Source organism: Kribbella sp. NPDC049584 (assembly GCF_040675555.1).
In the GTDB taxonomy this organism is placed as follows: domain Bacteria; phylum Actinomycetota; class Actinomycetes; order Propionibacteriales; family Kribbellaceae; genus Kribbella.
The window spans coordinates 510803-535812 of sequence record NZ_JBFAPF010000003.1 but is presented as its reverse complement, the minus strand read 5'-3'; the positions used below and the strand labels follow the sequence as shown (position 1 = coordinate 535812).

Annotated in this window: 26 protein-coding genes and 1 pseudogene; 18 read left to right on the top strand and 9 right to left on the bottom strand. The window is 67.9% G+C overall.

The genetic code is table 11. The annotated features are described in order from the left end of the window. Positions 1–45: 45 nt before the first annotated feature. The 3 genes from AB0J62_RS14330 to AB0J62_RS14320 all read left to right on the top strand — a co-directional run bounded on the left by AB0J62_RS14330 (position 46) and on the right by AB0J62_RS14320 (position 4348). Entirely contained in the window at positions 46–1089 is a 1044-nt protein-coding gene (locus AB0J62_RS14330; protein WP_363869303.1) for a lysylphosphatidylglycerol synthase domain-containing protein, read from the top strand. Further along, positions 1086–2165 carry a glycosyltransferase family 4 protein gene (locus tag AB0J62_RS14325; RefSeq protein ID WP_363869300.1) on the top strand — a complete coding sequence of 360 codons (1080 nt, stop codon included), beginning with the start codon at positions 1086–1088 and terminating at the stop codon, positions 2163–2165. Before AB0J62_RS14330 ends, AB0J62_RS14325 begins: the two co-directional genes overlap by 4 nt. A 74-nt stretch (positions 2166–2239) precedes the next feature. Beyond that, entirely contained in the window at positions 2240–4348 is a 2109-nt protein-coding gene (locus AB0J62_RS14320; protein ID WP_363869297.1) for a transglycosylase domain-containing protein, read from the top strand. Positions 4349–4464: 116 nt separating this feature from the next. Here AB0J62_RS14320 and AB0J62_RS14315 read toward each other — a convergent pair whose 3' ends face one another. After that, positions 4465–5142 carry a response regulator transcription factor gene (locus AB0J62_RS14315; RefSeq protein WP_363869294.1) on the bottom strand — a complete coding sequence of 226 codons (678 nt, stop codon included), beginning with the start codon at positions 5140–5142 and terminating at the stop codon, positions 4465–4467. Positions 5143–5432: 290 nt separating this feature from the next. Beyond that, complete coding sequence (locus AB0J62_RS14310; RefSeq protein ID WP_363869291.1) at positions 5433–6389, bottom strand: cyclase family protein; 957 nt, start codon at positions 6387–6389, stop codon at positions 5433–5435. A gap of 148 nt (positions 6390–6537) precedes the next feature. On the opposite strand from AB0J62_RS14310, the gene AB0J62_RS14305 reads away from it, so the two are divergent. From AB0J62_RS14305 to AB0J62_RS14265, 9 genes are all read left to right on the top strand, one after another. Continuing rightward, positions 6538–7041, top strand: coding sequence for a DNA starvation/stationary phase protection protein (locus tag AB0J62_RS14305; protein WP_363869288.1), 504 nt, complete (start codon positions 6538–6540; stop codon positions 7039–7041). Positions 7042–7091: 50 nt separating this feature from the next. After that, complete coding sequence (locus tag AB0J62_RS14300) at positions 7092–7637, top strand: sulfite oxidase-like oxidoreductase (protein ID WP_363869285.1); 546 nt, start codon at positions 7092–7094, stop codon at positions 7635–7637. Continuing rightward, positions 7607–8359, top strand: coding sequence for a ferredoxin reductase (locus AB0J62_RS14295; protein WP_363869282.1), 753 nt, complete (start codon positions 7607–7609; stop codon positions 8357–8359). Before AB0J62_RS14300 ends, AB0J62_RS14295 begins: the two co-directional genes overlap by 31 nt. A 5-nt stretch (positions 8360–8364) precedes the next feature. Then, positions 8365–8622 (top strand): DUF6510 family protein, encoded by a 258-nt coding sequence (locus tag AB0J62_RS14290; RefSeq protein ID WP_363869279.1) that lies wholly within the window; start codon positions 8365–8367, stop codon positions 8620–8622. A 51-nt stretch (positions 8623–8673) separates the two neighbouring features. Further along, positions 8674–9054: a nuclear transport factor 2 family protein gene (locus tag AB0J62_RS14285; RefSeq protein ID WP_363869276.1), complete on the top strand. Its 381-nt coding sequence runs from the start codon at positions 8674–8676 to the stop codon at positions 9052–9054. A gap of 138 nt (positions 9055–9192) precedes the next feature. Continuing rightward, on the top strand, positions 9193–9438 hold the full coding sequence (locus AB0J62_RS14280; RefSeq protein ID WP_363869273.1) for a hypothetical protein: 246 nt from the start codon (positions 9193–9195) through the stop codon (positions 9436–9438). Between the two features lie 9 nt (positions 9439–9447). Continuing rightward, positions 9448–9777 carry a hypothetical protein gene (locus tag AB0J62_RS14275; RefSeq protein ID WP_363869270.1) on the top strand — a complete coding sequence of 110 codons (330 nt, stop codon included), beginning with the start codon at positions 9448–9450 and terminating at the stop codon, positions 9775–9777. A 268-nt stretch (positions 9778–10045) separates the two neighbouring features. Beyond that, entirely contained in the window at positions 10046–10714 is a 669-nt protein-coding gene (locus AB0J62_RS14270) for a sigma-70 family RNA polymerase sigma factor (RefSeq protein ID WP_363869267.1), read from the top strand. Positions 10715–10765: 51 nt separating this feature from the next. Beyond that, a complete protein-coding gene (locus AB0J62_RS14265; protein WP_363869263.1) occupies positions 10766–11365 on the top strand; it encodes a molybdopterin-dependent oxidoreductase in 600 nt (199 codons plus the stop codon). 21 nt (positions 11366–11386) lie between these two features. Here AB0J62_RS14265 and AB0J62_RS14260 read toward each other — a convergent pair whose 3' ends face one another. The 3 genes from AB0J62_RS14260 to AB0J62_RS14250 all read right to left on the bottom strand — a co-directional run bounded on the left by AB0J62_RS14260 (position 11387) and on the right by AB0J62_RS14250 (position 13849). After that, on the bottom strand, positions 11387–12250 hold the full coding sequence (locus tag AB0J62_RS14260; RefSeq protein ID WP_363869260.1) for an alpha/beta fold hydrolase: 864 nt from the start codon (positions 12248–12250) through the stop codon (positions 11387–11389). Positions 12251–12397: 147 nt separating this feature from the next. Beyond that, positions 12398–13171, bottom strand: a complete 774-nt coding sequence (locus AB0J62_RS14255) for an SDR family oxidoreductase (RefSeq protein ID WP_363869257.1) — start codon at positions 13169–13171, stop codon at positions 12398–12400. A gap of 75 nt (positions 13172–13246) precedes the next feature. Further along, positions 13247–13849 carry a hypothetical protein gene (locus tag AB0J62_RS14250; RefSeq protein WP_363870469.1) on the bottom strand — a complete coding sequence of 201 codons (603 nt, stop codon included), beginning with the start codon at positions 13847–13849 and terminating at the stop codon, positions 13247–13249. 51 nt (positions 13850–13900) lie between these two features. On the opposite strand from AB0J62_RS14250, the gene AB0J62_RS14245 reads away from it, so the two are divergent. Further along, positions 13901–14173 carry a hypothetical protein gene (locus tag AB0J62_RS14245; RefSeq protein ID WP_363870466.1) on the top strand — a complete coding sequence of 91 codons (273 nt, stop codon included), beginning with the start codon at positions 13901–13903 and terminating at the stop codon, positions 14171–14173. Here the strand turns inward: AB0J62_RS14245 and AB0J62_RS14240 are convergent. Next, a pseudogene (locus AB0J62_RS14240) lies at positions 14069–14296 on the bottom strand (N-acetyltransferase); the annotation flags it as partial. The gene AB0J62_RS14245 and the pseudogene AB0J62_RS14240 sit on opposite strands and share 105 nt — an antisense overlap. A 163-nt stretch (positions 14297–14459) precedes the next feature. Here AB0J62_RS14240 and AB0J62_RS14235 point away from each other — a divergent pair. Then, positions 14460–15098 carry a TetR/AcrR family transcriptional regulator gene (locus AB0J62_RS14235; RefSeq protein ID WP_363869254.1) on the top strand — a complete coding sequence of 213 codons (639 nt, stop codon included), beginning with the start codon at positions 14460–14462 and terminating at the stop codon, positions 15096–15098. A 34-nt stretch (positions 15099–15132) separates the two neighbouring features. Here the strand turns inward: AB0J62_RS14235 and AB0J62_RS14230 are convergent, their stop codons facing one another. From AB0J62_RS14230 to AB0J62_RS14220, 3 genes are all read right to left on the bottom strand, one after another. After that, positions 15133–16362 carry an MFS transporter gene (locus AB0J62_RS14230; protein ID WP_363869251.1) on the bottom strand — a complete coding sequence of 410 codons (1230 nt, stop codon included), beginning with the start codon at positions 16360–16362 and terminating at the stop codon, positions 15133–15135. Positions 16363–16530: 168 nt separating this feature from the next. Then, positions 16531–19554, bottom strand: coding sequence for an AAA family ATPase (locus AB0J62_RS14225; RefSeq protein ID WP_363869248.1), 3024 nt, complete (start codon positions 19552–19554; stop codon positions 16531–16533). Between the two features lie 17 nt (positions 19555–19571). Beyond that, the gene (locus tag AB0J62_RS14220) at positions 19572–20744 is read right to left on the bottom strand and encodes a class I SAM-dependent methyltransferase (RefSeq protein WP_363869245.1); all 1173 of its coding nucleotides are present in this window, start codon (positions 20742–20744) and stop codon (positions 19572–19574) included. A gap of 124 nt (positions 20745–20868) precedes the next feature. Here AB0J62_RS14220 and AB0J62_RS14215 point away from each other — a divergent pair, with 124 nt between their 5' ends. Genes AB0J62_RS14215 through AB0J62_RS14200 form a run of 4 tightly spaced genes read left to right on the top strand, consistent with a single transcriptional unit; the run spans position 20869 to position 25003 of the window. Further along, the gene (locus AB0J62_RS14215) at positions 20869–22329 is read left to right on the top strand and encodes an amidase (RefSeq protein WP_363869242.1); all 1461 of its coding nucleotides are present in this window, start codon (positions 20869–20871) and stop codon (positions 22327–22329) included. Between the two features lie 33 nt (positions 22330–22362). Then, positions 22363–23118 (top strand): FAD:protein FMN transferase, encoded by a 756-nt coding sequence (locus AB0J62_RS14210; RefSeq protein WP_363869239.1) that lies wholly within the window; start codon positions 22363–22365, stop codon positions 23116–23118. Next, a complete protein-coding gene (locus tag AB0J62_RS14205; protein WP_363869235.1) occupies positions 23118–23774 on the top strand; it encodes a response regulator transcription factor in 657 nt (218 codons plus the stop codon). Before AB0J62_RS14210 ends, AB0J62_RS14205 begins: the two co-directional genes overlap by 1 nt. Beyond that, the gene (locus tag AB0J62_RS14200; RefSeq protein WP_363869232.1) at positions 23771–25003 is read left to right on the top strand and encodes a HAMP domain-containing sensor histidine kinase; all 1233 of its coding nucleotides are present in this window, start codon (positions 23771–23773) and stop codon (positions 25001–25003) included. Before AB0J62_RS14205 ends, AB0J62_RS14200 begins: the two co-directional genes overlap by 4 nt. Positions 25004–25010: the final 7 nt, after the last annotated feature.

The following is a 25010-nucleotide window of genomic DNA, read 5'->3' as shown; positions in this document are numbered from 1 at the left end:
TTGCTCTCAGCACCCTCTCAGCGCCGGGACAGCAGGCTGGGATCGATGAGGCATATCGAACAGCGGCCTGGAGTGACGATGGTCCGCACGCGACGCCGGAGGCTGGTGACCTCCACCCTGAGCGGTTTGATCACGGCCGCATTGGTGGTCCTGCTGCCGCGAGCGGTCGGCGCGACCTGGACTGGGGTCGGAGCTGTGATCGGCCGCGTGTCGCCGGGATCGTTGGCACTGCTGACGATCGTGTGGATCGCCGGGCTGTGGTCCCATTCGTTCGTCCTGGCCGCGTCCCTGCCAGGACTGACGAAACGGCGTGGACTCACGCTGAGCCTGACCGGAAGCGCGGTCGCGAACGTGCTCCCGCTCGGCGGCGCGGTGGGCACAGCGCTGAACTTCACGATGGTTCGGCGCTGGGGCTTCAGCTCGAGTTCGTTCGGCGGGTTCCTCGCCGTGACCACGTTGCTGAACGTCGCGTCCAAGCTCGGCGTGATCGCGCTGGCGCTGGGGCTCGTGCCGATCCTGCACAGTGGTTCGGCCTTCGGCTCGGCGGGGCTGTTGTTCTTGCCGGTGCCGGTGATCGTCGCGGCAGGTGTCTGGATCCTTGCGGATGAACGGGCGGCGGTTTCCGTCGGCGGCCTTCTCGACAAGGCGGTCAGCGTGGTCCGGCGGACCCGGTTCGAGGAGCGGCTGCCGGCGTTGCGACGGCTGATCCTCCGGCTGATACGCACCGGATGGCAGCCGATGACCGGCGGCATGCTGGCGTACCTGGCGCTGCAACTCGCCCTGTTGTGGCTCTGTTTTCAGGTGCTGCACGTCCCGCTCGGCGTTCCTGTTCTCTTCACTGCCCTTGCGGTGGAACGCCTACTGACCTTGGTGCCCATCACGCCGGGCAGCGCCGGTGTCGTCGAGGTCGGGACGACTGCTGCGCTGGTCGCGCTCGGCGGCGATCCGGCGGGTGTTGCGGCGGGGATGCTGTTGTTCCGCGGATTCACGTACCTGATGGAGATCCCGGTCGGTGGAGTGATGCTGGGCGTCTGGTCGTGGCTCGGGCGTCGTACCGGTCGCGAACGGCTCGAGGCAGTGGCGGGATGAGGATCGCGCTCGTCAGTGACTGCTACCTCCCGCGGCTCGGCGGGATCGAGCTCCAGGTGCACGACCTCGCGGTGCAGTTGATCCGTGCCGGCCACGAGGTGACGGTCTTCACGATCACCGACGGACCGTCCTCGACGGGTGACGTCCCGGTCGTGCGATTGCCCGCCTTCGGCGGCGTACCGCTCGGAGCCGCGGTCGATCGGCTGCGGTCCTCGTTGCCGAGCTTCGATGTCGTGCACTGCCACAGTTCGTTGGTGTCACCATTGGCCTGGCAGGCGGCGCGGCTGGCTCACCGCCCGTTCCTGACGCTGCACTCGTTGCCCAGCGCCTCGACGCCCTGGCCGTTGGCGCGCATCGACCGGTACGTCGGCAACGCGCAATGGACCGCTGTCAGCGAGGCGGTCGCGGAGGTCCTGAGGCAGCTCCTTCCCGATCGGCCGATCGGCGTACTGCACAACGGCGTCGACCCGGCGCTGTGGCGTCAATATCGTCGTACCGAACATCGGTTGACGATCGTGAGCACGATGAGGCTGGTGCGCCGCAAGCGGCCGTTGGCGACCTTGCGGATCCTCGAGCAGATCCGCAAGGCGGTGCCGTCCGCTGTTGAGCTTCGCGCCGTCGTCGTCGGCGACGGACCACAGACGGCCGCCGCCGCACGGACTGTACGGCGGCGTGGTCTCAGCGGATGGGTCGACCTGCCGGGGCGGATGACCCGCTGCGAGATACAGCAGCTGTATGCCTCGGCAGATGTGTACCTCGCGCCCGCGGAGCTCGAGTCGTTCGGCGTGGCAGCACTCGAAGCCCGATGCGCGGGTCTTGCGGTGGTGGCGATGGCTTCAGGCGGGGTCGGAGAGTTCGTCCGGCCGGGGATCGAGGGCCAGCTGGTCCACAGCGACGCCGAGATGGCCGCGGCCGCAGCCGCCTTGCTGAGCAACCGGGCGGAGCTCTCGCGGATCCAGTCCTTCAACCATCACACCGATCCGGCGATGACCTGGAAGAACGTCGTCGCCCAGCACCTGGCCGCCTATTCGACTCAGCCTGCTCTCAGTCGCCAGGATCTGGCTTCGACATCGTGACGTCCGTTGGTACGCCGCTGACAGGACGCTGAGAGCGGCGGGTCCGGTGCGGAACGCGTGCCTAGCCTGGAGAGGTGAACGCGGGCGGGCGGCGGGTTCGGTTGCTGACGAGGTTCTTCGGCGTCAGCGCGATGGCAGGTGCGCTGACAGCTGGGCTGGTGGTTCCGCTCGCCGGGCTTGTCGGGATCGGCAGTGAGCAGGCCGTGGATGCACTCCACGGGTTGCCGCACGAACTGACGGCGCAACCACCGGCTGTGCGGACCCGGATCCTGGCCGACGACGGGAGCCTGATCGCAAACATTTACACCGAGGATCGGGTTCCGGTCGGGCTCAACCGGATCGCGCCGATCATGCGGCAAGCGATCGTTGCGATCGAGGACTCGCGGTTCTACCAGCATGGCGCGCTCGACCTGAAAGGCACGCTGCGGGCGATGATCCGCAACCACGCCGACGGCTCTGTCCAAGGTGGATCGAGCATCACCCAGCAGTACGTGAAGCTCACTCTGCTGGAGAACGCCCGCACTCCGGCCCAGCAGCGTGCCGCGACCGCCCTCACGTACCAGCGCAAGCTGACCGAGCTTCGCTACGCGATCGCGCTGGAGCAGCAGGACACGAAGGACCAGATCCTCGACAAGTATCTGAATCTGGCGAACTTCGGCGACGGGACGTACGGCGTCCAGGTCGCCGCACTCCACTACTACGGGGTGAATGCCTCCGAGCTGACGCTGGCGGAGGCCGCCATGCTGGCCGGGATCGTCAAGAACCCGAGCGGGTACAACCCGGTGACCAACCCGGCACAGGCCAAGGACCGGCGCGACACCGTGCTCGAGCGGATGCTTCAGCTCGGCCTGATCTCGGTGGCCGAGGCGAACTCGGCGATGCGCACACCGGTGATCGAGCTGGCCCGGGTACGTACGGTGCCGAACGGGTGCGCGAACTCGCCGTACCCCTTCTACTGCGACTACGTCGTCTCCAAGCTGCTCCAGGACCCGGCGCTGGGCGATACCGAACAAGCGCGGGACCACTACCTGATGACCGGCGGCCTGACGATCCGGACGTCGCTGGACCCGCGAATCCAGGCTGCGGCTCAGCAGTCGATCGACGAGCACAGCAAGCCGACCGACAACACGATCGCCGCGATCACCGTGGTCCAGCCGGGGACCGGGCTGGTCGAGGCGATGGTGCAGAGCAAGCCGTACGGCTACGGGCGCAACGAGACGGCGTACAACTACAACGTCGAGAAATCCTATGCAGGCGGGTACGGCGGATTCCAGAACGGCTCGACGATGAAGGCGTTCACGATCGCAGCAGCGATCCAGGAGGGGATTCCGCTCACTTACCGGATCAACTCTCCGCCGCAGATCGACCTGAGCGGCGTGCGGTTCAGGACCTGTCGCGGCTGGACCCGGGATCTCGACTACCAGCCGAAGAACTCGACCAGGAGCGGTGATTTCACCATGGTCGACGCCGCGCGGTACTCGGTGAACACCTACTTCTTGCAGCTCTCCGAGAAGACCGGGATCTGTGCGCCTGCGACGATCGCGGCCAAGCTCGGCATGTACAACGCGCAGACGCTGCAACCGCTGGACCAGGTCGTGTCGTTCACGCTCGGAGTCGGCTACGTGACCCCACTGATGCTGTCCGACGCGTACGCGACCTTCGCCGACCGCGGGGTGTACTGCGCGCCGCTGGTGGTCACCTCGATCCACGATCAGACCGGGCAGACGGTCGCCACCCCCGGCGAGTCCTGCAAGCAGGTTCTCCGGCCGTGGGTCGCGGATGGCGTGAACCGGGTCCTGAGCGCGGTCATGCAACCGGGCGGGACCGGCGGCAACCTGAAGTTCGGGAACTGGGACCTGGCCGGCAAGACCGGCACGATCAACGACAATCTGGCAGTCTGGTTCTCGGGCTACACCCCGAACCTGGCCGCGGCCGCAGTGGTGGCCGACGCGACCCCGCCGTACACGAACCTGATCAGGGGGCACACACTCGACGGCCGCGACATCGCCGACCCGACCGGTTCCGGCACGGCAGGCCCGATCTGGGAGACCGCGATGCGCGGCGCACTGCACGGCCTCCCACGCGACCACTTCATCGCCCCACCGGCCCGCGTGCTCGGCAGCGTGTCCGGTCAGGCCTCGGGGCCGTCATCGGCGCCGCGGGTCAGGCGTCTCTCCGGCTGAGCCGCCCCGCGCCGGCTACAAGCTGGATGGCGTCGTGCCAGGACCTCGGCCGGCGTGCCGTGCAGGATGCCGCTGTCGACGAGGAAGGTCGCGAACAGAGGTAAAGAGCGCGCGCTTCAGCCGCCATCGCCATCGAGGCGGTAGCCCATGCCGCGGATGGTTTCGAAGGCGTTGCGGCCGAACGGGGCGTCCAGTTTCAGGCGCAGGTAGCGGATGTAGACCTCGACGACATTCGGGTCGCCGTCGAAGGCGGGGTCCCAGACGTTCTCCAGGATCTGGGTCTTGCTGACCGTCTCGCCCCGGTGGCGCATCAGATAGGCGAGTAGGCCGTACTCGCGCGGCGTCAGCACGACCTCCTGGCCGGCGCGTTCGACGCGACGCTTGACCGGGTCCAGGGTGAGGTCGCCGGCTGTCATGACGACCGGTCGTTCGGGGGCTCCACGCCGGATCAGCGCGCGGAGACGGGCGACCAGAATCAGGAAACTGAACGGCTTCGTGAGGTAGTCGTCGGCTCCGAGGTCGAACGCGTCGGTCTGGTCGTACTCGCCGTCCTTGGCGGTCAGCATCAGCACCGGCGCCCAGATGCCGCGTTCCCGGATCTCTTCGAGCACCTTGTAGCCGTTGAGCTTGGGCAACATGATGTCCAGCACGATGACGTCGTACGCGTTCTCGGTGGCGGCCCAGACGGCGTCCTCTCCGTTGTGAACCACCTCCACCACGAAGCCGTCCTCAGTCAGCCCGTGCCGAACCGTCTCGGCCAGGGGGACCTCGTCCTCGACAATCAATACCCGCATCGTCCCAGTGTCGACCACGATTACTGAGAGCAAGCTGAGCGCCGTCGACTCAGGACGCCCTCAGCACCCGGTCCTTAGCGTCGCCGTTATGACCCTCGAACATCCCGGCCTCCAGGCGTTGTCCGGCTGGGGGCGGACGATCCGTCGTTCCACCTCCGCTACGGCCTCCTCGTCTCCACCGGCCGCGGCGAACAACCCGAACACGAGATCTTCCGCGACCGCGTCCTGCTGATCGCCGGCCTGACCTGGGCCCTGGTCGTCGGCACCGGCCTGTACGGCGCCTGACTCCGTCAGAAGGTGGCGATCGGGTTGATTGGGCTGCCGGAGGTTCCGGCGAAGCGGATTGGGGCGACTGCTAGGTGGAAGTCCCACTGGTTGAGTTCGGTGGCTGTGGTTGCGCATGCTTCGAGGTCGCAGTTGTCGAGGAGCCACAGGCCCATCGCGGCGAGTCCTACGGTGTGGACCGGCATCGCCAGGTCGTCGTACCCCGAGGGTTGGACGTCCTGAGGGGTGTCGGCGCCGATGAGAGCGACCTCCCGCTCCTGCAGCCACGGTAGGCAGGACGCGTGCCAGCCGGCCTGGGTGAAGTCGCTGGTCGGTCCGGTCTTGTGCCGGGCACGGCCGTAGCCGGTGCGCAGGAGGACCGCGTCGCCGGGTCGGACTCGCACACCCTGCCGGCGCTCGGCCTCCTCGAGATCCTCCGGATAGACGCCCTGGCCGGCCTCCAGCCACGGCACATCGCGCACCTTCGCGATGTCCAGCAGGACGCCGCGGGTGACGATCCCGTTCGCAGCCGCCGTGACGGCCGCCCACGCCGATCCCGTCGTGGCGTCGACCAACGAGTGCGGCCGCCCGTTGTACATCTGGCCGTCCCAGAAGATATGGCAGGGCGAGTCGAGGTGGGTGATGGTGTTGCCGTGGAAGAGGATCCCGAGCCGCTCGTTCGAATAGCCCCAGTGCCGGTCGTTCCGGAATCCGGGTAGCGGCATGCTCTCAGTACCCGGCAGGTCGGCGAAGCACGGGCACGACGTCGTCGACCGCTCCATCTCTTCGGGTACGGCGACCTCCCACGCGCACGAGACGCTCCGGCCGTGGCGCACAGCCTGCGCCGCCGCCAGCCGGACCTCGTCGGTGATGTGGTTCAGAGTGCCGAGCTCGTCGTCGTCGCCCCACCGGCCCCAGTTCGACAGCGTGTCGAAGTACCCGAGCACGTCGTCCTGAGTGGGCATCGGTTCCGCTGCCGTCATCGCACCTCCGGTCACACCCGTCCGAGCACCAACGCTCGCTGACTGGCATAACACCAGATCAGCGGGTCAGGCCAGCCAGCCTGCGAAATCGATCGATTGGTCCGGGGAGTGAGGAAAGGTCGGGCGGCGGCCCCGACACTGGAGAGGTATGACTACGGAATCTGTTGCCAATTCGGTGCAGTTGCCGCCCCTGGACAATCCGCACGAGCGGGCGGCGGTCGGTGCGGAGCTGCAGGTGGTCCTGCAGGATCTGATCGATCTGTCGCTGATCGGGAAGCAGTTGCACTGGAGTGTGGTGGGACCGGTCGCCCGAAGCGTGCACCTGTTCATCGATGAGCTGGTCGGGGAGTGGCGCGAGCTCGCGGATGTCGTCGCTGAGCGTGCCGTGACGTTGGGGTCGGTGCCAGATGGGCAGAGCTCGGCTGTCGCGACCGGGTCACGCGTCGAACCTGTCGTAGTGCGGTCGATGCCGGATCACGTCGTGGTCTGGGAGCTGGGGCGTCGGGTGGCGGCGGTGGCGGAGCGGATTCGCGAGCGGCTCGGGTCGATCGGCGCCGCTGATCTGGTGACGCAGGACGTACTGATCAAGGTGGTCGCGACGCTGGAGAAGCAGCAGTGGCTGTTGCGCGTGCAGCTCGGTGAGAAGGCCTGATGCCCGTCACCAGAGGTTTCGTCGGCCGACGGGCCGCAGAGTCTTCGCGCGTGCCTCCCGGCCAATACGTCACCCGGGACTTTCCGGTGTTGTCGGCCGGCCCGACGCCGTACACACCCCTGGACACGTGGGACTTCACGATCCGTGGGGCGGTCGACAACCCGGTGTCGTGGTCGTGGGCCGAATTCCAGGAGTTGCCCCATGAGAAGTTCACCGTCGACATCCACTGCGTGACCAAGTGGACCAGGCTGGACATGGCTTGGTCGGGCGTGCCTCTCGACACCTTCCTCGATGCGGCGCCGACGCAGGCGACGTATGCCCTGGCCTTCTCCGACGGCGGCTACACCACCAACCTCCCGCTCGCCGACCTGCGCGGCGGCAAGGCCTGGATCGTCGACGAGTACGACGGGCGGCCGCTCGAGCCCGAGCATGGCGGGCCGGCGCGCCTGCTGGTGCCGCATCTGTACTTCTGGAAGAGCGCGAAATGGATCCGTGGCGTGGAGCTGCGGACCACGGATCAGCCCGGGTTCTGGGAGATGTTCGGCTATCACAACTATGGAGACCCGTGGAAAGAGCAGCGCTACTACGGCGACTGACGTGGCAGACCGGCACGGTGATCTCGACGATCCAGGAGACGCCGCGGGTCAAGACGATCGCGCTCGCCGTGGAGGATTGGTCCGGGCACCGTGCTGGTCAGCACATCGATGTGCGATTGACGGCACCCGACGGGTATCAGACGGAGCGGAGCTATTCGATCGCGTCGGCGCCGGAGGACGACTACCTGTCGATCACGGTCGAGCGACTCGACGACGGTGAGGTGTCGCCGTACCTGGTGGACGAGCTGCGAGAAGGCGACGAACTCGAATTCCGCGGTCCGGTGGGCGGACATTTCATCTGGGAAGACGACCTCGGCGGTCCGTTGTTCTTGGTCGCCGGGGGATCTGGTGTGGTCCCCTTGCGGTCGATGCTTCGGCATCACCGTGCTGTCGGTAGCCGCGTGCCTGTTCGGGTGCTCTGCTCGGCACGCTCGCTCGAGCTGCTCATTTATCGTGACGAGCTGATGGAGCTGGCGGCCGACGATCTCATCGACATCTCGATCACGTTGACCCGTGAGCCCCCGAGCAGCAGCTGGCGCGGTTATCGTGGGCGGATCGACCCGGCGCTGTTGTCCACGACCGGATGGTCGACCAGAACAGAGCCGCTCACCTATATCTGTGGACCGACCGCGTTTGTCGAGACAGCCGCGGCGGGCCTGGTGGCCTTGGGCTACGACGCACGACGGATCCGGACCGAACGCTTCGGCGGGACAGGGGTGTGACGAACATGGAACCTCTCGATGGCAATGCCATGGCGGGCGTCCTGCGCGACCTCTTCGGGCGCGACATGACGACGATGGGCTACGAGTGCCCGGGGTGCCGCCGCACCGGGGTGGTGGCCGAGATGGCGGTGTATGCGTCGGGACCGGGGACGGTGGCCCGTTGCAGGGACTGCGACACGATCCTGCTGATGCTCACCGAACGCCGCGGCATGTACTGCATCGACCTGCCGGGAATGCCGCAGCCCGTTCTTCCGCCGGGCTGATTCCGGCGTCGCCCTGTGACACGACCTTCACCTCACCTTGAAAGGCCCCTGATGACCATCCAGACCCCGCCCGACCCGACCGCCGCCGACATGGCGAAGCACCTGCCGGCGGCGATCACGAGGTACCTGCGTGAGGCCGATCCGCAGCACAAGGCGAATGCTCACGACCTGCTGTCGGCGTTCGCGGCCGACGCCATCGTGATCGACAACGGCAACACCTACACCGGTCACGACGAGATCCACCGCTGGCGCGAGGCCGAGGCCAGCGAGTACACCTACACCGTCGAGATCAGCCACGTCGAGAAGTTGAACGACACCCAGTACGCCGTCGCCAGCCATCTGGAGGGCGACTTCCCCGGCGGCGTCGTCGACGTCATCTACCGCTTCACCCTCGCCGACGGCCTCATCACCAGGCTGGAGATCGCTCCCTGAGTTCTCAGCTTCGTCGGTAGGGTGCCGGACGGCCTTCGAACCGGCGAGTAAGATTCGCGGCCATCCGACCACTAACGGATATCCAGCGGGGAGCCGACGGCGCCCGAGACTACCGATCACAAGTAGAGGTGGAAGGTCATGACGGGGTGGCCTGAGGGGCTGGAGCGGTTCCTGACCACCGACCCGCGGGACGTCGGGTGTGATGCGGCGAGGGCGGTTCTGCACGTCTATGTCGAGCTACTCGCCGCCGGAATCGACGCTGCCGAGCGCTACCCCGGAGTGGCGTCGCACCTTGCCGCCTGTGAAGCGTGCGCGGACGCTGCCGACGGACTGTTGGCCGCCGTGCAGGACGAGGATCTTCACGGCGGCCACCAACGAGAATGAGAGGTCGCGATGAACGAGCAGTTACGAGGAATCCATGCTGATGACGGCGCAGCGGTTGCTGTAGCCGACATCCCCAAGGCGGTGACTGCCGCTCGGCTGGTGTACGGCGACGGCGCCACACAGATCTTCACCGTCGACGGAAAGACCACGTACTCCGAGCGAGGCGGTGACAGCGCGGGGGAGTGGTACGTCGACGACGACGGCCGGTTCTGTTCGTTCTGGCCGCCTTCGTACCGAGCCTGCTACGTCCTTCGCTGGATGGTCGAGGACGGCCGGATCGTCGGGCTCAGATTCACCGGCCTTCGTGACGGCGTGACGTTCGACGGCCGCTATCAGTAACCCGTGAGTAGACCGGACCATATAGACCAATTATTGCCTCAGTGCTCCGCCCTTGAGGTCGAGGTGGACCTGCTGATGGTCGGACTCTCGTCGAGCTGGTCTGTGTTGGTGATCACCTTCTGCCCTTGACGATTGTCTCTGGTAGCGGCTTGACCAGGCGATACGCGTGCCCGTTGGACGGAGTCGCGCGGACTCCGGGTGGACGGAGTACAAAATGGACTGTATCGTCCATATTGTTGTTTCACCGTCTGATGATCGCCGGAGATGCATGAAGAGCGAAGGTTCCGCGTCGTTGCCGCAGGTACGGGCCGTCTCCCCGGAGGTGGCGCGGGAGAACCGTGCCTGGGTCGACGACCTGGGCAGCGACGGCGATCGGCGTGAGTTCGCGAGCCGACGCCTGTACGAGGTTCTCCTGCGCGCCGCACGGGCGGAGGTCGGGCGGCGGGCGGCGAGGCTGCGACTCGTCGGTCCGGAGGTGGACGACCTCGCGCACCAAGCAGCCGCCGATGCCTTGCTGGCGATCTGCGGCAAGGTCGAGACGTTCCGCGGTGATTGCAAGTTCACCACCTGGGCGTACAAGTTCGTGATCTTCGATGTGGCGGCCAAGGTCAACCGGCACTTCTGGCAACGGTCCGGCGTTGCGTTCGACGACGACGATTGGGACCGGCTGCCCGCGCGGCTGGGGATCGAGCCGGAGGCGCAGGCCGAGAGCCGCGAGCTGATGCAGGCCGTGCATCGTGCCGTCGACGAGAACCTGACCCCGAAGCAGCGGACGGTCTTCGTCGCGCTGGTGCTCAACGGGATGCCGACCGACGTACTGGCCGATCAGCTCGGCGCGACCCAGAATGCAATTTACAAGATGATGTTCGATGCCCGCCGTAAGCTGCGCGCCGCCTTGGTCGATGCCGGCTACCTGGCGGAGCAGCAGATCGCCTGAGCAACCTCGGCCGACGGGCAGGATCAGAGATCTTCGGGCAAGGAGAGTGAGATGGGAATCGTCAACAGGGGATTCCAAGGCAGAGGGGGAGCCGATGAGCCCAGACTTCCACCTGGCCAGCACCTCACCGACGACTTCCCGGTGCTGTCTGCGAGCGTGACTCCGCTGATCCCCAAGGACAAGTGGGAGTTCACGGTCACCTCTGAGACCGGCGTGCAGCGATCCTGGCGGTGGCAGGACCTGCTCGCACTGCCCTCTGAATCGGTCGTCTCCGACATCCACTGCGTCACGAGGTGGTCCAAGTTCGGCACCCGCTGGGAAGGCGTTCCCGTCGATGCGTTCCTCGCCGACGTCACCACTGCGGCGACCCACGTCACGGCGACCTCGTACGGCGGCTACACGACCAACCTGCCGTTGACCGAGCTCCGCGACGGGAAGGCATGGATCGTCTATCGGTACGACGGACAGGACCTCGCGGCGCTGCACGGCGGTCCTGCCCGGCTGCTCGTCCCGCACCTGTACTTCTGGAAGTCGGCGAAGTGGCTGAACGGACTGCGGCTGTCGTTGCGGGACGAGCCGGGTTTCTGGGAGCGAGCCGGCTACCACAATCACGGCGATCCCTGGCGCGAGCAGCGCTACGAATTCGACTGACCGGTACCGGCGGCCGTCGGGCTAGCCAATGACCGCGTCGTAGAAACTGTTGATCCCGTCAACGATCTCTTGCAGGCAGTCCTCCGTCGCAAAATGCCCGGAGTTGAGGCGAACCAGCTTCGCGTCGGGGAGATCACGCAGGTACGCCTCCCCACCGGCCGGCGTGAAGAAGATGTCTCCCTGGCCCCAGAAGATCAGCGTTTTCGGCTGTTCGCGGCGCAGTCGGTGCTGCCAAGCGGCGTACCGGGCGATGTTCGTCCGGTAGTCGTAGAAGAGCTCCAGTTGCGCTCGGCGTGCGTCCGGCCGGGCCAGGAAATGCAGATCCAGGTTCCAGTTGTCCGGGCTGATCTTGGTCGGGTCGGCATGGCCGGTCAGGTAGATCGCTTTCACTGCTTCCGGTTCGAGCAATGCCTCGAGCCGCGCTTCGATCTCGGTATCGCGGTCGGCCCAGAGGCCGTCACGTATCCCGTCCCAGATCTCGGTGAGACCCGCCTCGTATACGTTGGCGTTCTGGATGACCTGCCACCGCAGCCAGTCCGGATGAAGCGAGATCAGCCGGTTCCCGATCGGGCCACCGTGGCCGTGCATGTACAGCCCCATCGGTCCGGTGAAGTCAATGGCGAGCAATGCCTCGTCGAGGATCTCTGCGAGGTGGTCGAAGGTGTAGTCCCACTCGGCCGGATCCGGCGTCTCGGTGTTCCCGAACCCGGGGTAGTCGATCGAGACCAGGTGGAACCTGTCGGCGAGTGCCGGCATCGCGTTCCGGAACTGGTGGGACGAGGCGGGAAATCCGCCCAGCAGCAGGAGTTTCGGTGCTCCCGGCTTGCCCGCTTCGCGGTAGAAGACCTCCAACCCGCCGGCCGACACGGTCCGAAAACTCGTCATGGGTGTTGCACCCTCATTCCCCAGGGATGTGAGCGAGCGCTCACTCGTCGGCAAGATCGTTCTCGGATCACTCGATCGACCCCCGGCCGGCCCCGTAGGTGCTCCTGCAGCAGCAGCAACCACCGGCCAGGTTCGCGTCCTCGGCCGTCAGTTGCGCCCGGCCATCACGCCGCCGTCGACATTCAGAATCGCCCCGGTGATCCAGCTCGCTTCCGGCGAGAGGAGGAAGACGATCGACGAGGCGATGTCCTGGGCTGTGCCGACCCGTCCCAGGGGATGGAAGCTGTCGAATCCCTTCACGGCTTCCTCGAGCTGGTCAGCGGGGATGAAGCCCTCGTACAACGGCGTGGCCACCACCGCGGGCGCCACCGCGTTGACGCGAATGCCGTCGGCCGCCAGTTCCATGGCCAGGTTGTGCGTCAGGGCGTGCAATCCGGCCTTCGCCATCGAGTACCCGGTCGCCGGCGTCGCCGCGATCGCCTGATGAGCCCACATGCTGCCGATGTTGACGATCGCACCACCGGAGCCCGCAGCCTTCATACCTCGTACGACGGTCTGGGTCAGGAAGAAGGCTGCCCGATTCAGCTCCAGATACGCGTCGTAGTCCTCCTGGCTGTAGTCGAGGAACTCCTTGGGGATGAAGAACCCGGCGGCGTTGACCAGCAGCGTCGTGTCGGCGTGCTCGGCGGCGAGTTGCTGCTGGACATCCTTTACCTGCTCGCGATCTGCGAGGTCGGCGGTGATTCCCCAGGCCTTGCTCTTCTCGCTGAGTTCGGCGACCGTCTGATCGACCCTGTCCTGCTGACGCCCGACGATGACGACGTTGCCTCCTTGTCCGGCAACGTCAACCGCGGTCTGTTTACCCATGCCGCTGCTCCCACCGATGACGATGAGCTTGCGGCCTTCGAAGTACCCGGTCATGAGCTTCCCCTCGATCCGTGCCGGGCCGGAGTGGCCCGAACTGTCTTTGTTTGTGTGCCGATCGAGGGTCCGGCCTTACCGGTTTCGGGAATCTTGCGGACTGTGAGGTGTATCGGGTTCCCCTGCGGGATCGGCGTCGTCGGTGGTGCCGAACAGATAATGGGACAAGGTCGAATGCTCGTTCGCGGGCATCATCGGCTCGGTAGGTAGCCCGCGTCCCTCCAGTTCGTCCCAGGTCGAGTCGGCGATGCGCCAGAGCTGACGCGCAATGTGTCCGGCGAAGCCGGCATGGGGCGAGTTGGGGTGCGGTCGGGTCGGCGAACTCCATTGCCGTATCGCCAAGGCCCGGGCCAGCTCTGTGCTGCCCTCGGGGCCGTGAACCTGCTCCAGGCCGGCCACGACCTTCGTCTCCCACGATTCGTGCTCGGTCAGTAGCCGCTCGGCCTCTCGCCAGGTCTCGGCTGCGCTGAGGTCGAGGAAGCGCGCGTCGCCGTACGCTCGACCTTTGAGTACCCGCAGCGCCTGCTCGAACTGTCTGAGGTTCTCGAGCAGGACCGCGGCGTCCTCACCGGACGATGCCCTCGCCGCGGTCAGCACAACGTCAGCGACAGCCGCGGCATGCTGCGCGGCAACGGCCGCGAACTGATCTGTGGTGCGACGTCGGTCGAATCCGTCCATGCTTGGATCCTGAGAACGCGCGGCGAGGTCTCTGAGCCTGCCGTGCTGCGCATGCACGAGCTGCTGCAGCGGGGCTGGGTGATAGGTCTGCTGTTTCCCGCCGGCCTGGGGCTCGGAGCGGGGCGGGATCGGCGGGTGCAGCGGATCGAGGACAACGACGTACTCCGGATGTCCTTGCAGAAATCGCTCGACAGCAGGGCAGTAGTTCGTGACCCGGACACCCGCGGCGATGAGGTCGTCGAGGACTGCCGTGATCAGAGTCGTGGCGAGTCCACGGCCCCGCTGATCCTCAATGATCTCGGTATGACCGAGGACACGCCGTGACCCGAGCACACGGAAGTCGAGGGTCCCTACCGTCGTGCCTGCGACGAGTAGTTCGTATCTGCGCAATTCATCGTTCTCGACGACGACGAGGTCGTGCTCGGAGTCGTTCACCAGGGTTCTCATCGCTGTAGTTCCTTCCTGCCGACAGGCGCCGGCGTGCCTGCACCTCACGAAGGTTGGTGTCCGCCCAGGCACTGGCACTTACCCGTCGAGCCAGTTCGGCGTCGTCCGTCGGGCGTCTCGACGAGCGGCAGCATTCGTTGCCCGGTCCCGATAAGCTCGTTTCGTGCCCGAGACAGTGAATGAGCTCGATCGCCGCCTCACCGCCCGCGGTGCGGCCACGAGAGCCCGGATCGTCGCCGCTGCCGACGAGCTGATGTCTCTGAAGGGCGCGGCAGCGACCACGCTCGACGAAGTGACCGCCGCGAGTGGGACGAGCAAATCGCAGTTCTACCGGCATTTCGGCGACAAGAGCGCCTTGGTCCAGGCGGTCATCGCCTTGCGGGGCGAGCGTGTGCTCGAACGTGAAGAGCAGTATCTCCGCAGGGTCGACTCGCTGAGTGGCCTCGATCGGTGGTGCAGGGCGATCCTCCAGCGAGTGACCGCACGCCGCGGAACGCGGGGCTGCGAACTGGGCTCATTGTCGACCCAACTCTCCGATCAGGACGAGTCTGCACGCATCGATCTCGAGGCGCACCTCACGTCCTGGATCTCGCTGCTGACCGCGGCGCTCGAGCGGATGAAGTCCAACGGCACGCTGTCCGGAGACGCTGATCCACAGACGCTGGCGACGGGCATCATGGCCGCACTGCAAGGCGGCTACGTTCTTGCCCAAGCGGCCCGGGATCCCGGACCGATGCAGATCGCGCTCGACCTGGCCATGGGCTCGGTCCGAGCGCAGGCGAAGTCGGCCGGCGACAAGTAGCCAGTGAGCTGGCGATTGCTCACGAGGTTCAGAATCAGCGCTGTTCTTGGTCGGTGCCGGTGTGTGGGTTGCGCGCAGCGACGGCAGTGAGCAGCGTGGCGAGCACGGCAAATCCGGCGTATCCGCGGGCGAGTTCCGGGACGGTGAAGATGCTGGACAGGCGGGCGGAGATGAGGCTGGGAATGGTCGCGCCGCTGTAGCTGAGGAGATAGATCACCGCGAAGATGGGGGCCCGGTCAGGCAGGGTACTGCCGAAGAGCAGGCCCCGGGTTGCGGTGCTGATGGCGATGCCTTGAGCGGCTCCCGCCACGATCGTTGCTGCGATGAACAACGGCAATACGCCGGTGGTGATCGCTGTGATCAGGCCGATCCATCCGGCCAGGAAAGCGGTCATGCCGATGCGCTGACCTGCCGCTGATGAGAACCGGCCGCCAAGGGGAGCGCCGACAGCACTCGACCCCATGTAGGCGGCGAAGACCAGCCCCAGGACGAGTGAGTTGCTGGTGTGCAGTTGATCCGCGACCAATGCGGGTACGAAGGCCTGGTAGAAGGCCCCGGTCGCCCAGGTCGCGAGGAAGAGACCGGCCGCGACGGGGAGTAGATGCCTGACTCGGACCGGTACGCGAACGCTGGGGCGTAGTGAATGCCAACCGCCCGGCCTCAGAGTCACCGTCTCAGGGCTGACGGCGACGAGTGCGGCAGACAGCAGGAGCAGTCCGATGACGACCAGGTAGACGAGCTGGCGTGGCCATGGGCCGAACTGGACCAAGGCCCCTGAGGTGACGGCGCCTACGGCGAGACCGAACATCACGGTCTGGCTGGAAGCGACGGAGGCCAGCCACGTCGGCCTGGTCGGTGAGGTGTCGACGATGTAGGCGGTGAGGCTGCTGCTGGCCAGCCCGGCGCCGAAGCCCATCAGGAGCCGGCCCGTGATCAGCATGCCGATGTCGTGCACGCTCAAGAGCAACAGGCATGCCACTGCGAGCAGTCCCAGGCTGGCGATGGCGACGGGCCGTCGTCCCAGGTGATTGGACAATCGGCCGAGGAACAACAGCGTGCTGAGAGTAGCGGCGGAGTAAGCGACGACGGTCAGTGAGATGTCGGCGTTGGTGAACCCTTCCTGGGCCCGGTAGATGTTGAACAGCGGGATCGTCGAGCCCACCGCGGCAAACACTGCCGTGAGGGAGATCACCGCGGCGACGAACGCCAGTCGGAGTGTTCTGTCGCGGCGGCCCAGGTTGATCACCGGTGCCAGGTTCTGCATCGAGCCGTGCCCCTCTCCAGTTCCGGGCACCGCAAGGATTCCGGCGGCTCCGGATCGTGTCTCTACCCGAGAAGGCCCGATGAATGGCGTCCTCGTCCATCTCATCAGCGTCGATCCGTCGCGCCGTCTTACCGACAACGCCACAAGCGAACCAGCGGCACCCCGGGGTCAGCTCAGGCGCCAGGTGGTGGGGTGCGTGGGGGAGTAGGTGCAGGTGGTGCCTAGCTGGACCGAGGCGCGGAGGTGGGCGGCCAGGGCGGGGTGGCTCTGGTCGAGTTTGCTCAGTGTGTCGCGGACGCGGGCGCTGACGGTTTTGCGGGCTCGTTCTGTCTCGTCGCCGAGGCGTCTGGCGCGTCCGCCCAGGCCGGTTGCCGCGCTGAGTTCGTGGACCAGGGCGTCGCGCTCGGCGGACAACTTCTCGGCGCGGGCGGCATCGCCGTACGCGTCGGCCTGATCGAGTTGTTCGGCCAGATCGGCGAGCCGGGACTTGTACTGCGCCTTGGCGGTCGCGTCGAGGATCGGATCCCCGCCGGCGCGAGGCATCTCGGACCCGACCAGGGCCGACACGTGCACGTCGTTGCCCTGAGCACCTATCAGCACGGCGAGGTCGCCCAGTCCCTTGGAGTCGGGCAGCTGGACCTGTACTCCGTCGTACGCGAGCTGCCAGATCCCGTTCGCGGGCCGGAATTCGTTGTCCGAGGCAACGGAACTGGCGAGTGCGGCGAGTTCCTGCTCGGTGATCCGGGCCCAGCCGGCGGCACCGAGCCGTTCGTGCAGGGCGAGGGCGGACCGGAAGTGCTTCTCGGCCGAGTCGGTGTCGCCGAGTGCGGCGGCGAGGGTGCCGAGGTGGTGGTCGACGGCGGCGTGGTACGACGCGCAGCCGCCGACCACGACGTGCGTCCCGGCGTACGGGCGCAGCCGGTCGTAGGTCCAGACCCGCTGGGCGGTTGTGCCGACCGCGGAGAAGACAACCGCCGCGGCGGCAAGCCCTTCGAGGCCGGTCCAAACGGCGACGTCGAGCACACTGAAGTCGCCCAGTGCGACGGCGGCGGCATCGAGTTCGCCACGGACCGCGAGCGGCCACGCCGCGAGGAGGGGGAACATGGGCCAGAGAGGATCGGCCGGATCGAGTTCGCTGGGCGGCTCGGGGACGCCGAGCGCGACCAGCGACCAGCGGGACGTGCAGAAGCAGCCGATCGCGTCCGGTACGCCGATGGCCAGGCCGAGCTCGAGCGCTTCCTCGCCGAGTCTGGCTGCCTCGTCGGCGTGGCCGGCGAGCTGAGCGAAGGTGGCGCGCCTGGTCAGCGCGCCCCACCGGCCGCGGGCGTGCCCGAGCCGCTCTGCGAGCGTGATGTAGGTGAGGAGCTCGTCGCGCCCAGCGGGATCACCCAGTTCCAGCAGCGCGGCCGCACGTAACTGGTGAGCTTGGGCAACCAGGTCTGCGTCGTGCGCCGCAGTCGCCGCGTCGAGCATGGCGTCGATCAGCGGCAGGCGTCGTCTCGCCGTGCCCGGAGTCCACTGCGAGTCGTGCTGGGCGAGTCTCGCCTCGGCGAGTGCCTGACTGTCGCCGGCCGCCGCGGCGAGCTCGACAGCCCGCTCCGCCGCGGTGGTGACCGTCTCATCGAGTACTGCGATCGAGCCGTGGCGGAGCATGCGTGCTGTAGCGCCGTACACCCGCGATTGCAGGCTCAGCGATCCGTCCACTACTTGCAGCCGGGCGGCGGCCTCCTCCAGCAGATCCAGTACGTCGGCACGGCGAGCGCCAGACCTCTGACCCAGTGACTCGATGCCGAGCGCGGTGCGCGCGAGGACCGTGGCATCGTCCGCTGTTCGTGCGCTCGCGGCAGCCGCGAGGTACTGCGTGCGCGCCTCGTCCCCGCGCCCGGCGCGGGCGTGTGCGTCGGCCAGCTCGACGAGGAGGGCAGGGCGCGAAGGATCCCACGGTACGTCGGGCCCCTCGACGTCGATCATCTGCAGAGCGCGCCGATAGTGTCCGCAGGCGTCGTCGTGGCCGAGCCGCGCAGAAGCTTCCCGGGCGGCGATGACGGAGTACTCGACGGCTTTGCGTCGGACCTGTGATCCGGCCGCCAGCAGATGGGCGGCCACCCGCGCCGCACTGCCGGGGCGGTCCTGCAGAGCCACCCCGAGGGCCAGGTCGATCTCGGTTCGAGTCATGGCGCTGAGGCTGCCGAGGATCGTCTCGCGGTACAGATCGTGGGCAAGTCTCGGCCGATCGGGTTCGCCGGCGACCACGCCGGCCCGGCGCGCTTCGTCCAGCAGGCTGTTCAGCTCGGTCTCGTTGCCCGCGGCACCGATCCGGACGAGCAGCTCGGTGTCGACCTCACCTCCGGCGACGGCGACACGCTCGAGCATGTGAATGCAGTCCGTCGACAGCCGAGCCAGTCGACGGCGCAACGTCTCCGCGATGCCGGCCGGTATCGGCGGCCGCTGGTCCGGTGTGCCCTGGGCGACCATCAGCCGAGCCAGCTCGCCGACGAAGAACGGGTTGCCCCCGCTGCGCTCCCAGACCTGATCGCCGAGCTCCGACCCGTCCGGTCCGACGATCGAGGTGACCAGCTCGCGGACCTGCTCGGCGCCGAGGCCACCGAGTCGTAGGTGCTGGGCGGTGGCCGATACCGCCAGCAGGTCGTCGGACGCCTCCGCGTCGCGGTACGCGCCGGCCAGTACCAGCCGGCTGCCGGCCAGGGCGCGCGCCAGGAACCCGAGCAACCGCAGCGAAGCGGCATCCGCCCAGTGCAGGTCGTCGAGAACCACCAGGATCGGCCGCTCGGCGGCCAGCGCCGACAGACACTGCGCGACCGCCTCGAACACGCTGAACTCCGCGTCGGCGGCCGCACCAGGAGCCATCGCCACGCCACGGCCGTCGCTCGCCGGAGGTTCGACGAGGCGGCGGGCCTCGCCGAGGTCGGCGGGCGGAACGCAGGTTGCACGCAAGACCTGCGTCCACGGCCAGTACGGCGGGGCGCCGGGACGGTCCCAGCAGACACCGCGCAGGACCGTCCAGTCAGGCCCCGCGTCATCGGTCAGCGCGGCCAGGACCGCGGTCTTGCCGATCCCGGCCTCCCCGCTGATCATCAGGAACTGTCCGTGGCCGGAAGCCGCGTCCCGGAGTACGGCGGTGGCCGCGGCCAGCACCGGCTCCCGGCCGACCAGCCGGACCCGTGGGTTCATAACGTCATGATCGGTCGTCAGGGCCGTAGCTCCAAGACCAGGTTCAGCGGCGCCGGCACCTCGAGCCTGCGTACCCGGGTGAAGCCCGCCTCGGCGGCCAGGGCACGGAGCTTCTTCTCGCCGGCCTGGGCGCCGAGCGGCTCTGAGGATGTCGCGCTCTCCTGTGAGACGGCGTTCGGGGTGCAGGCGAGCGTCGAGACCGCGTAGAACATCCGGCCGGTCGGCGTGAGATTGTCCTGTACGTCGTCGGCGCCCAGCGGCTCGAAGAGCAGGACGCTCCCGGAGGCGGCGACCGCGGACCTGGCCCGGACGAGTGCACCGAGCGGATCGCCGATGTCGTGCAGGGAGTCGAAGAAGGTGATCAGGCTGTAGTCGGAGCCCGGTAGCTCGGCTGCGGCGGCTACCTCGAACCGGAGGTTGTCCGGACCGGCCTGCTCACGCGCGTGCGCGATGGACGCGTCGTGGTAATCGATGCCGAGCACCTGCGCCGCCGGGTACAGCTTCGCGATTGCCGTCGTCGGGAAACCGTAGCCACAGCCGACGTCGACCACCATGCCGCCGTGGGACAGCGCCTCGACCGTCTCCGGCATCGAGCTGATCGCGGCGCCGATGAGCTCGTCGGGCAGCACGATCTGGGTGAAGGCGTCGGTACCGTGCCAGTGCTCGGCTGTGCGCTGGTGCCAGCCGAATCCCCGCCCCGAGGTGAAGGCCTCGCTGAACGCGCCGAATCCTTCGCCCATCGACGACAACATGCTCGCGCAGGCGTCGACGAGTGCGCCTCCGGGACCGTAGTGGATCGCTGCGGCCACGGGGGCGGGCAGGGTGAAGGTCTCGCCGGCGGCGTCGTACTCGAGGTAGCCGCCGGCCGCCTGGGCTCGCAGCCATTCACGGACCAGCGCGGGGTGTACCCGGACCTTGGCTGCGACCTCGCGGTCGGTCAGCGGGCCGGCGTCGGCGAGTGCTGCCCAGAGCCCGCTGCGTGTGCCGAGGGCGGTGAGCAGGACCCCCAGCGAGGCGCCGAGTTCGGTGACGATCTTGCCCATCTCGGCCTCGACCGCAGCCTCGTCGACGACCGGCACGACCGTCTCGTCCTGCACTGTCCCGTCCTGCACTGTCCCGTCCTGCACTGTCCCGTCCTGCACTGTCCCGTCCTGCACTGTCCCGTCCTGCACTGTGCTGATGGTGCTCATGATGCGACTCCTGGTGTCCGCCGGTCGGGTGCCGGCTCCTACCTGGAGGGCGCGAGATCTCGTCTGGCGGCCCGCGAGCCGGGATCTCGCGCCTCCCGGGTAGGACCGTCGATGAGGAGCCGACATGATCACACCACTCGCGGACGAGCTCGGGGAGTTCGACGCTGTCGCCCAGGCGGACCTGGTCCGTCGCGGCGAGGTCACGCCGTACGAACTCATCACGGCCGCGATCGAGCGCATCGAGGACCTCAATCCGACGCTCAACGCGGTCATCACACCCCTGTACGACGAGGCGCTCGAGGCGGCTCGGACTGTGACAGCCGGGCCGCTGTCCGGCGTACCGTTCCTCGCGAAGGATCTCGTCGTCGAGATTGCCGGCGCCCCGTTCAGCGAGGGCTCACGTTTCGTCCGCGGACTGGTGTCGCAGGTCGACTCCGAGCTCGTACGCCGGTGGCGGCGCTCCGGCCTGGTGGTTCTCGGGAAGACCAGTACGCCGGAGTTCGGGATGGTCCCGACCTGCGAGCCGCTCGCTCACGGGCCGACGCGCAACCCGTGGGACACGAGCCGGTCGACGAGTGGGTCGAGCGGCGGGTCCGCGGCGGCGGTCGCGGCGCGGATGGTGCCGATGGCCCACGGCAACGATCTCGGCGGCTCGATCCGCTACCCCGCTTCGGCTTGCGGGCTGTTCGGCCTCAAGCCGACAAGGGCCCGCAATCCGCTCGGCCCGGAGTACGGCGACGCGATCAACGGCTGGGCCTGCGAGCACGCGCTCACCCGCTCGGTCCGCGACAGCGCGGCGCTCCTGGACGCCACGGCGGGCCCGATGCAGGGCGATCCGTACGGGCTGCCGTTGCCCGGACGCCCGTTCGCGGCGGAGGTCGGTGCCGATCCGGGGCGACTGCGGATCGGGTACACCGCCCGGACGGCCAACGGGCGCCCGGCGCACCCGGACTGTGTGGCGGCGCTCGAGGACGCGGTGGCGTTGTGCGCTTCGCTCGGCCACGACCTGGTGGAGACCGAGTTGCCCGGCTCGATCTCCGAGGTGGGTACGGCGATCGGCACGGTCTTCGATGCCGCGACAGCCTGGATCGTCGAGTACTGGATCCGGCGCCTCGGCCGCGTTCCGTCCGACGATGAGCTCGAGCCGTTGACCCGGGCCTACTGGGACCGGGGCCGCCAGGTATCGGCGGCCGCCTATCTGCTGGCGATCGAGGACTGCCAGGCGTTTGCCCGCGTCGTGGCGCAGTGGCTGACCGGGATCGACGTCTGGCTGACCCCGACCATGTCGATGCCTCCGGCAACGATAGGTGAGATCACCTCGACCGCGGAGGATCCGCTCCGCGCCGCTCGGGCCGGCGGCCGGACGGTCGCGTACGCCGGGGTGGTCGCCAACCTGACCGGCAACCCGGCGATGTCCGTCCCCCTGTACTGGAACGAGTCCGGCCTGCCGATCGGCGTACATTTCCTCGGCCGGTACGCCGATGAGCCGACCCTGTTCCGCCTCGCCGCCCAACTCGAGTCCGCCCGCCCCTGGACCCATCGACGCCCTACGCTCACGGGCCGGACGGATCTTTTGGCCCGATGAGGCTCGGAGCATCAGCCGACGTACCGTTGCGGCATGGTGTCGCGGCGGAGTTGGGTCGAGCAGATCATGGGCCTTCCGATCAGTGTGCTCGCTCGTGGGGACGGCGCCGAGTCGGACGAGGCCGCGGCTGCGGTGCGGGCGGTCTTCGCCGAACTGGTCGAGGTTGATCGGGTGTTCTCGCCGTACAAGGCGGACAGTGCGGTGAGTCTGCTGGCGCGGGGCGAGGTGGGTTGGGATCGTGTTGACCCGGTCGTGCGGGAGGTTGCCGAGCGGTGCGATACCGCACGGGAGCTGACCGGCGGCTTGTTCGACGCTCGAGTGCCTGGCGGCACGTGGGATCCTTCGGGGCTGGTGAAGGGCTGGTCGGTCGAGCGTGCCGGCGCCCGGTTGTGGGAGGTCGACGACGTGGACTGGTGCCTGAACGCGGGCGGTGACGTGCTCGTGGTGTGCCCGAGCAACGAGCCGTTCACCGTCGGCATCCAGGACCCGTGCGACCCCAGCCAGGTGCTTGCGACAGTTGCGCGGACCGGGGGAGCGGTGGCGACGAGTGGTACGGCGGCGCGCGGCGCGCACCTGTACGACCCGCGATCAGGTGCTGCGGTGGAGACCCGGTGGGCGTCGGTGTCGGTGACCGGGCCGTCCTTGGAGTACGCCGACCTACTGGCCACAGCCGCGTTCGTTGCCGCGGACGACTGGCCCGAGGTCCTGGCGGTGTTGCCCGGCTACGAAGGTCTGGGGATCCTTGCCGACGGCAATCTCTTCGCGACTCCCGGCTGGGGAGGACGGTGATGGCGAGGATCCTGCTGGTCGAGGACGACGCCGACCTGGCTGCTCTGCTCGATCGGGTGCTCACCGACGAGGGGTACGACGTGACCCGGGCCGGCGACGGACATACCGGCCTGCACCTGGCGCTGACCCAGCCGGTCGACGCGATGATCGTCGATCGTGGCCTGCCGGCGGTGGAGGGCCTGGATCTGATCGCGCGGCTGCGCAGCCGTGGTGTCAGTACTCCGATCCTGGTGCTGTCTGCGCGCAGGACGACCGCGGACCGGGTCGAGGGGCTGGATGCTGGAGCCGAGGACTATGTCACCAAACCGTTCGAGTTGAGCGAGTTGCTGGCCCGCGTCCGCGCGCTGCTCCGGCGCCATCTGGATCACGCGGTCGAGCTCGCCGTACCAGGTGGTTGGCTCGATCTGGCAAGCCGCACAGTACGGCGCGATGACGGTGAGACCGTGGAGTTGTCGGAGCGGGAGGCCGCGCTGCTCGGGTTGCTGGCGGCACGGCCCACGGCGGTGTTCAGCCGCGCCGACCTGCTCGATCGGGTCTTCGGTGAAGCGGAGTCGGAAACGGTCGTGGACACCTATGTGCACTACTGCCGGCGGAAGCTGGGGCGTGGCGTGATCAGCACGGTACGCGGGCTCGGTTACCGGTTGGGGAAGTCATGAGCGGACGGCCGATCGGTGACGAGGTGCTGGTCCGGCGCGCTGCCCGCGGTGTCGCCGTACAGGCCGCGGCGTTGGTCGCGGTGGCGATGCTGCTGTTGATCGCGCTGGTCACGCTGGTGTTCGTCCGCGGGCAGACGGGTGCGGCCGACGATCTGCTCCGGTCCGCGATCGCCACCGCGGACGACGTCGGGGATCCACCTGCAGGCACCTGGCTGGTGATGACCGGTCCGTCGGGCGCGGTCGCGTCGCCGGGGCTGCCGGACGAGCTTCTGCCCGAGCTCGCGTCGCTGCGGGCGCGAGCCACCAGCCAGGTTCAGTTCATCACGGTGGAGAACGAGGAAGGCGAGTACCGCCTCGCCACCGGTCTCACCAACGGCAAGCCGGTGCAGGCGGTCCTGAATCTGGCAACGGCTCACAAGGAGCGGACCCGTCTGCTGCAGGCGACCGGTTTCGCAGCGGTGCTTGGTCTGCTGCTGGCCGGACTGCTCGGCGTTCTGATCGGACGACGTGCGGTGCGGCCACTCGCGCAGGCCTTGACGCTGCAGCGTGCGTTCGTCGCCGACGCCGGTCATGAGCTGCGTACGCCGTTGACGCTGCTGAGCACGCGAGCGCAGGTGCTGGGGCGGGCGCTGCGCCGCAGCGGTGCGAGCGCGGAGGTGCTGGACGATGCCGACGGCGTGGTCGACGACACCCGCCGGTTGGCCGAGGTGGTCGACGACCTGCTGGCTGCGGCGGACCCGCGGAGCGCCGCGGAGTACGAGCCGGTTGACCTGGTCGATGTTGCGCGGGGCGTGGCAGACACCGCGGGGGCGCACGCCGAGGAGGCCGGCGTACGGCTGGGTTGGGAGAGTGATCGTGACTCTGCGCCTGCGGTGGGATCACCCAGCGCGATCAGACGTGCCACGATCGCCCTCGTCGACAATGCGATCGACCACACGCCACGCGACGGCGAGGTGCGGATCACCGTACGGCGGCAGCGTCGCGAGGTGATCCTCGCGGTCAGTGACACGGGTCCCGGGATCGGCCCGGAGGCGGCGCAGAGGGTCCTCCGAAGGTTCGACTCGGGCGGCCATCGCGCCGGCCGGGCGCACTACGGCCTCGGGTTGGCGCTCGCACACGACGTGGCGAACCGGCTCGGCGGTCAGCTCCGGCTGGCGCCGACCGAGGTCGGGGCGACGTTCGAGCTCGTGCTGCCCGCGTTCGAGGATGCCGGTCCAAGGAACGGCTAAGAATCGG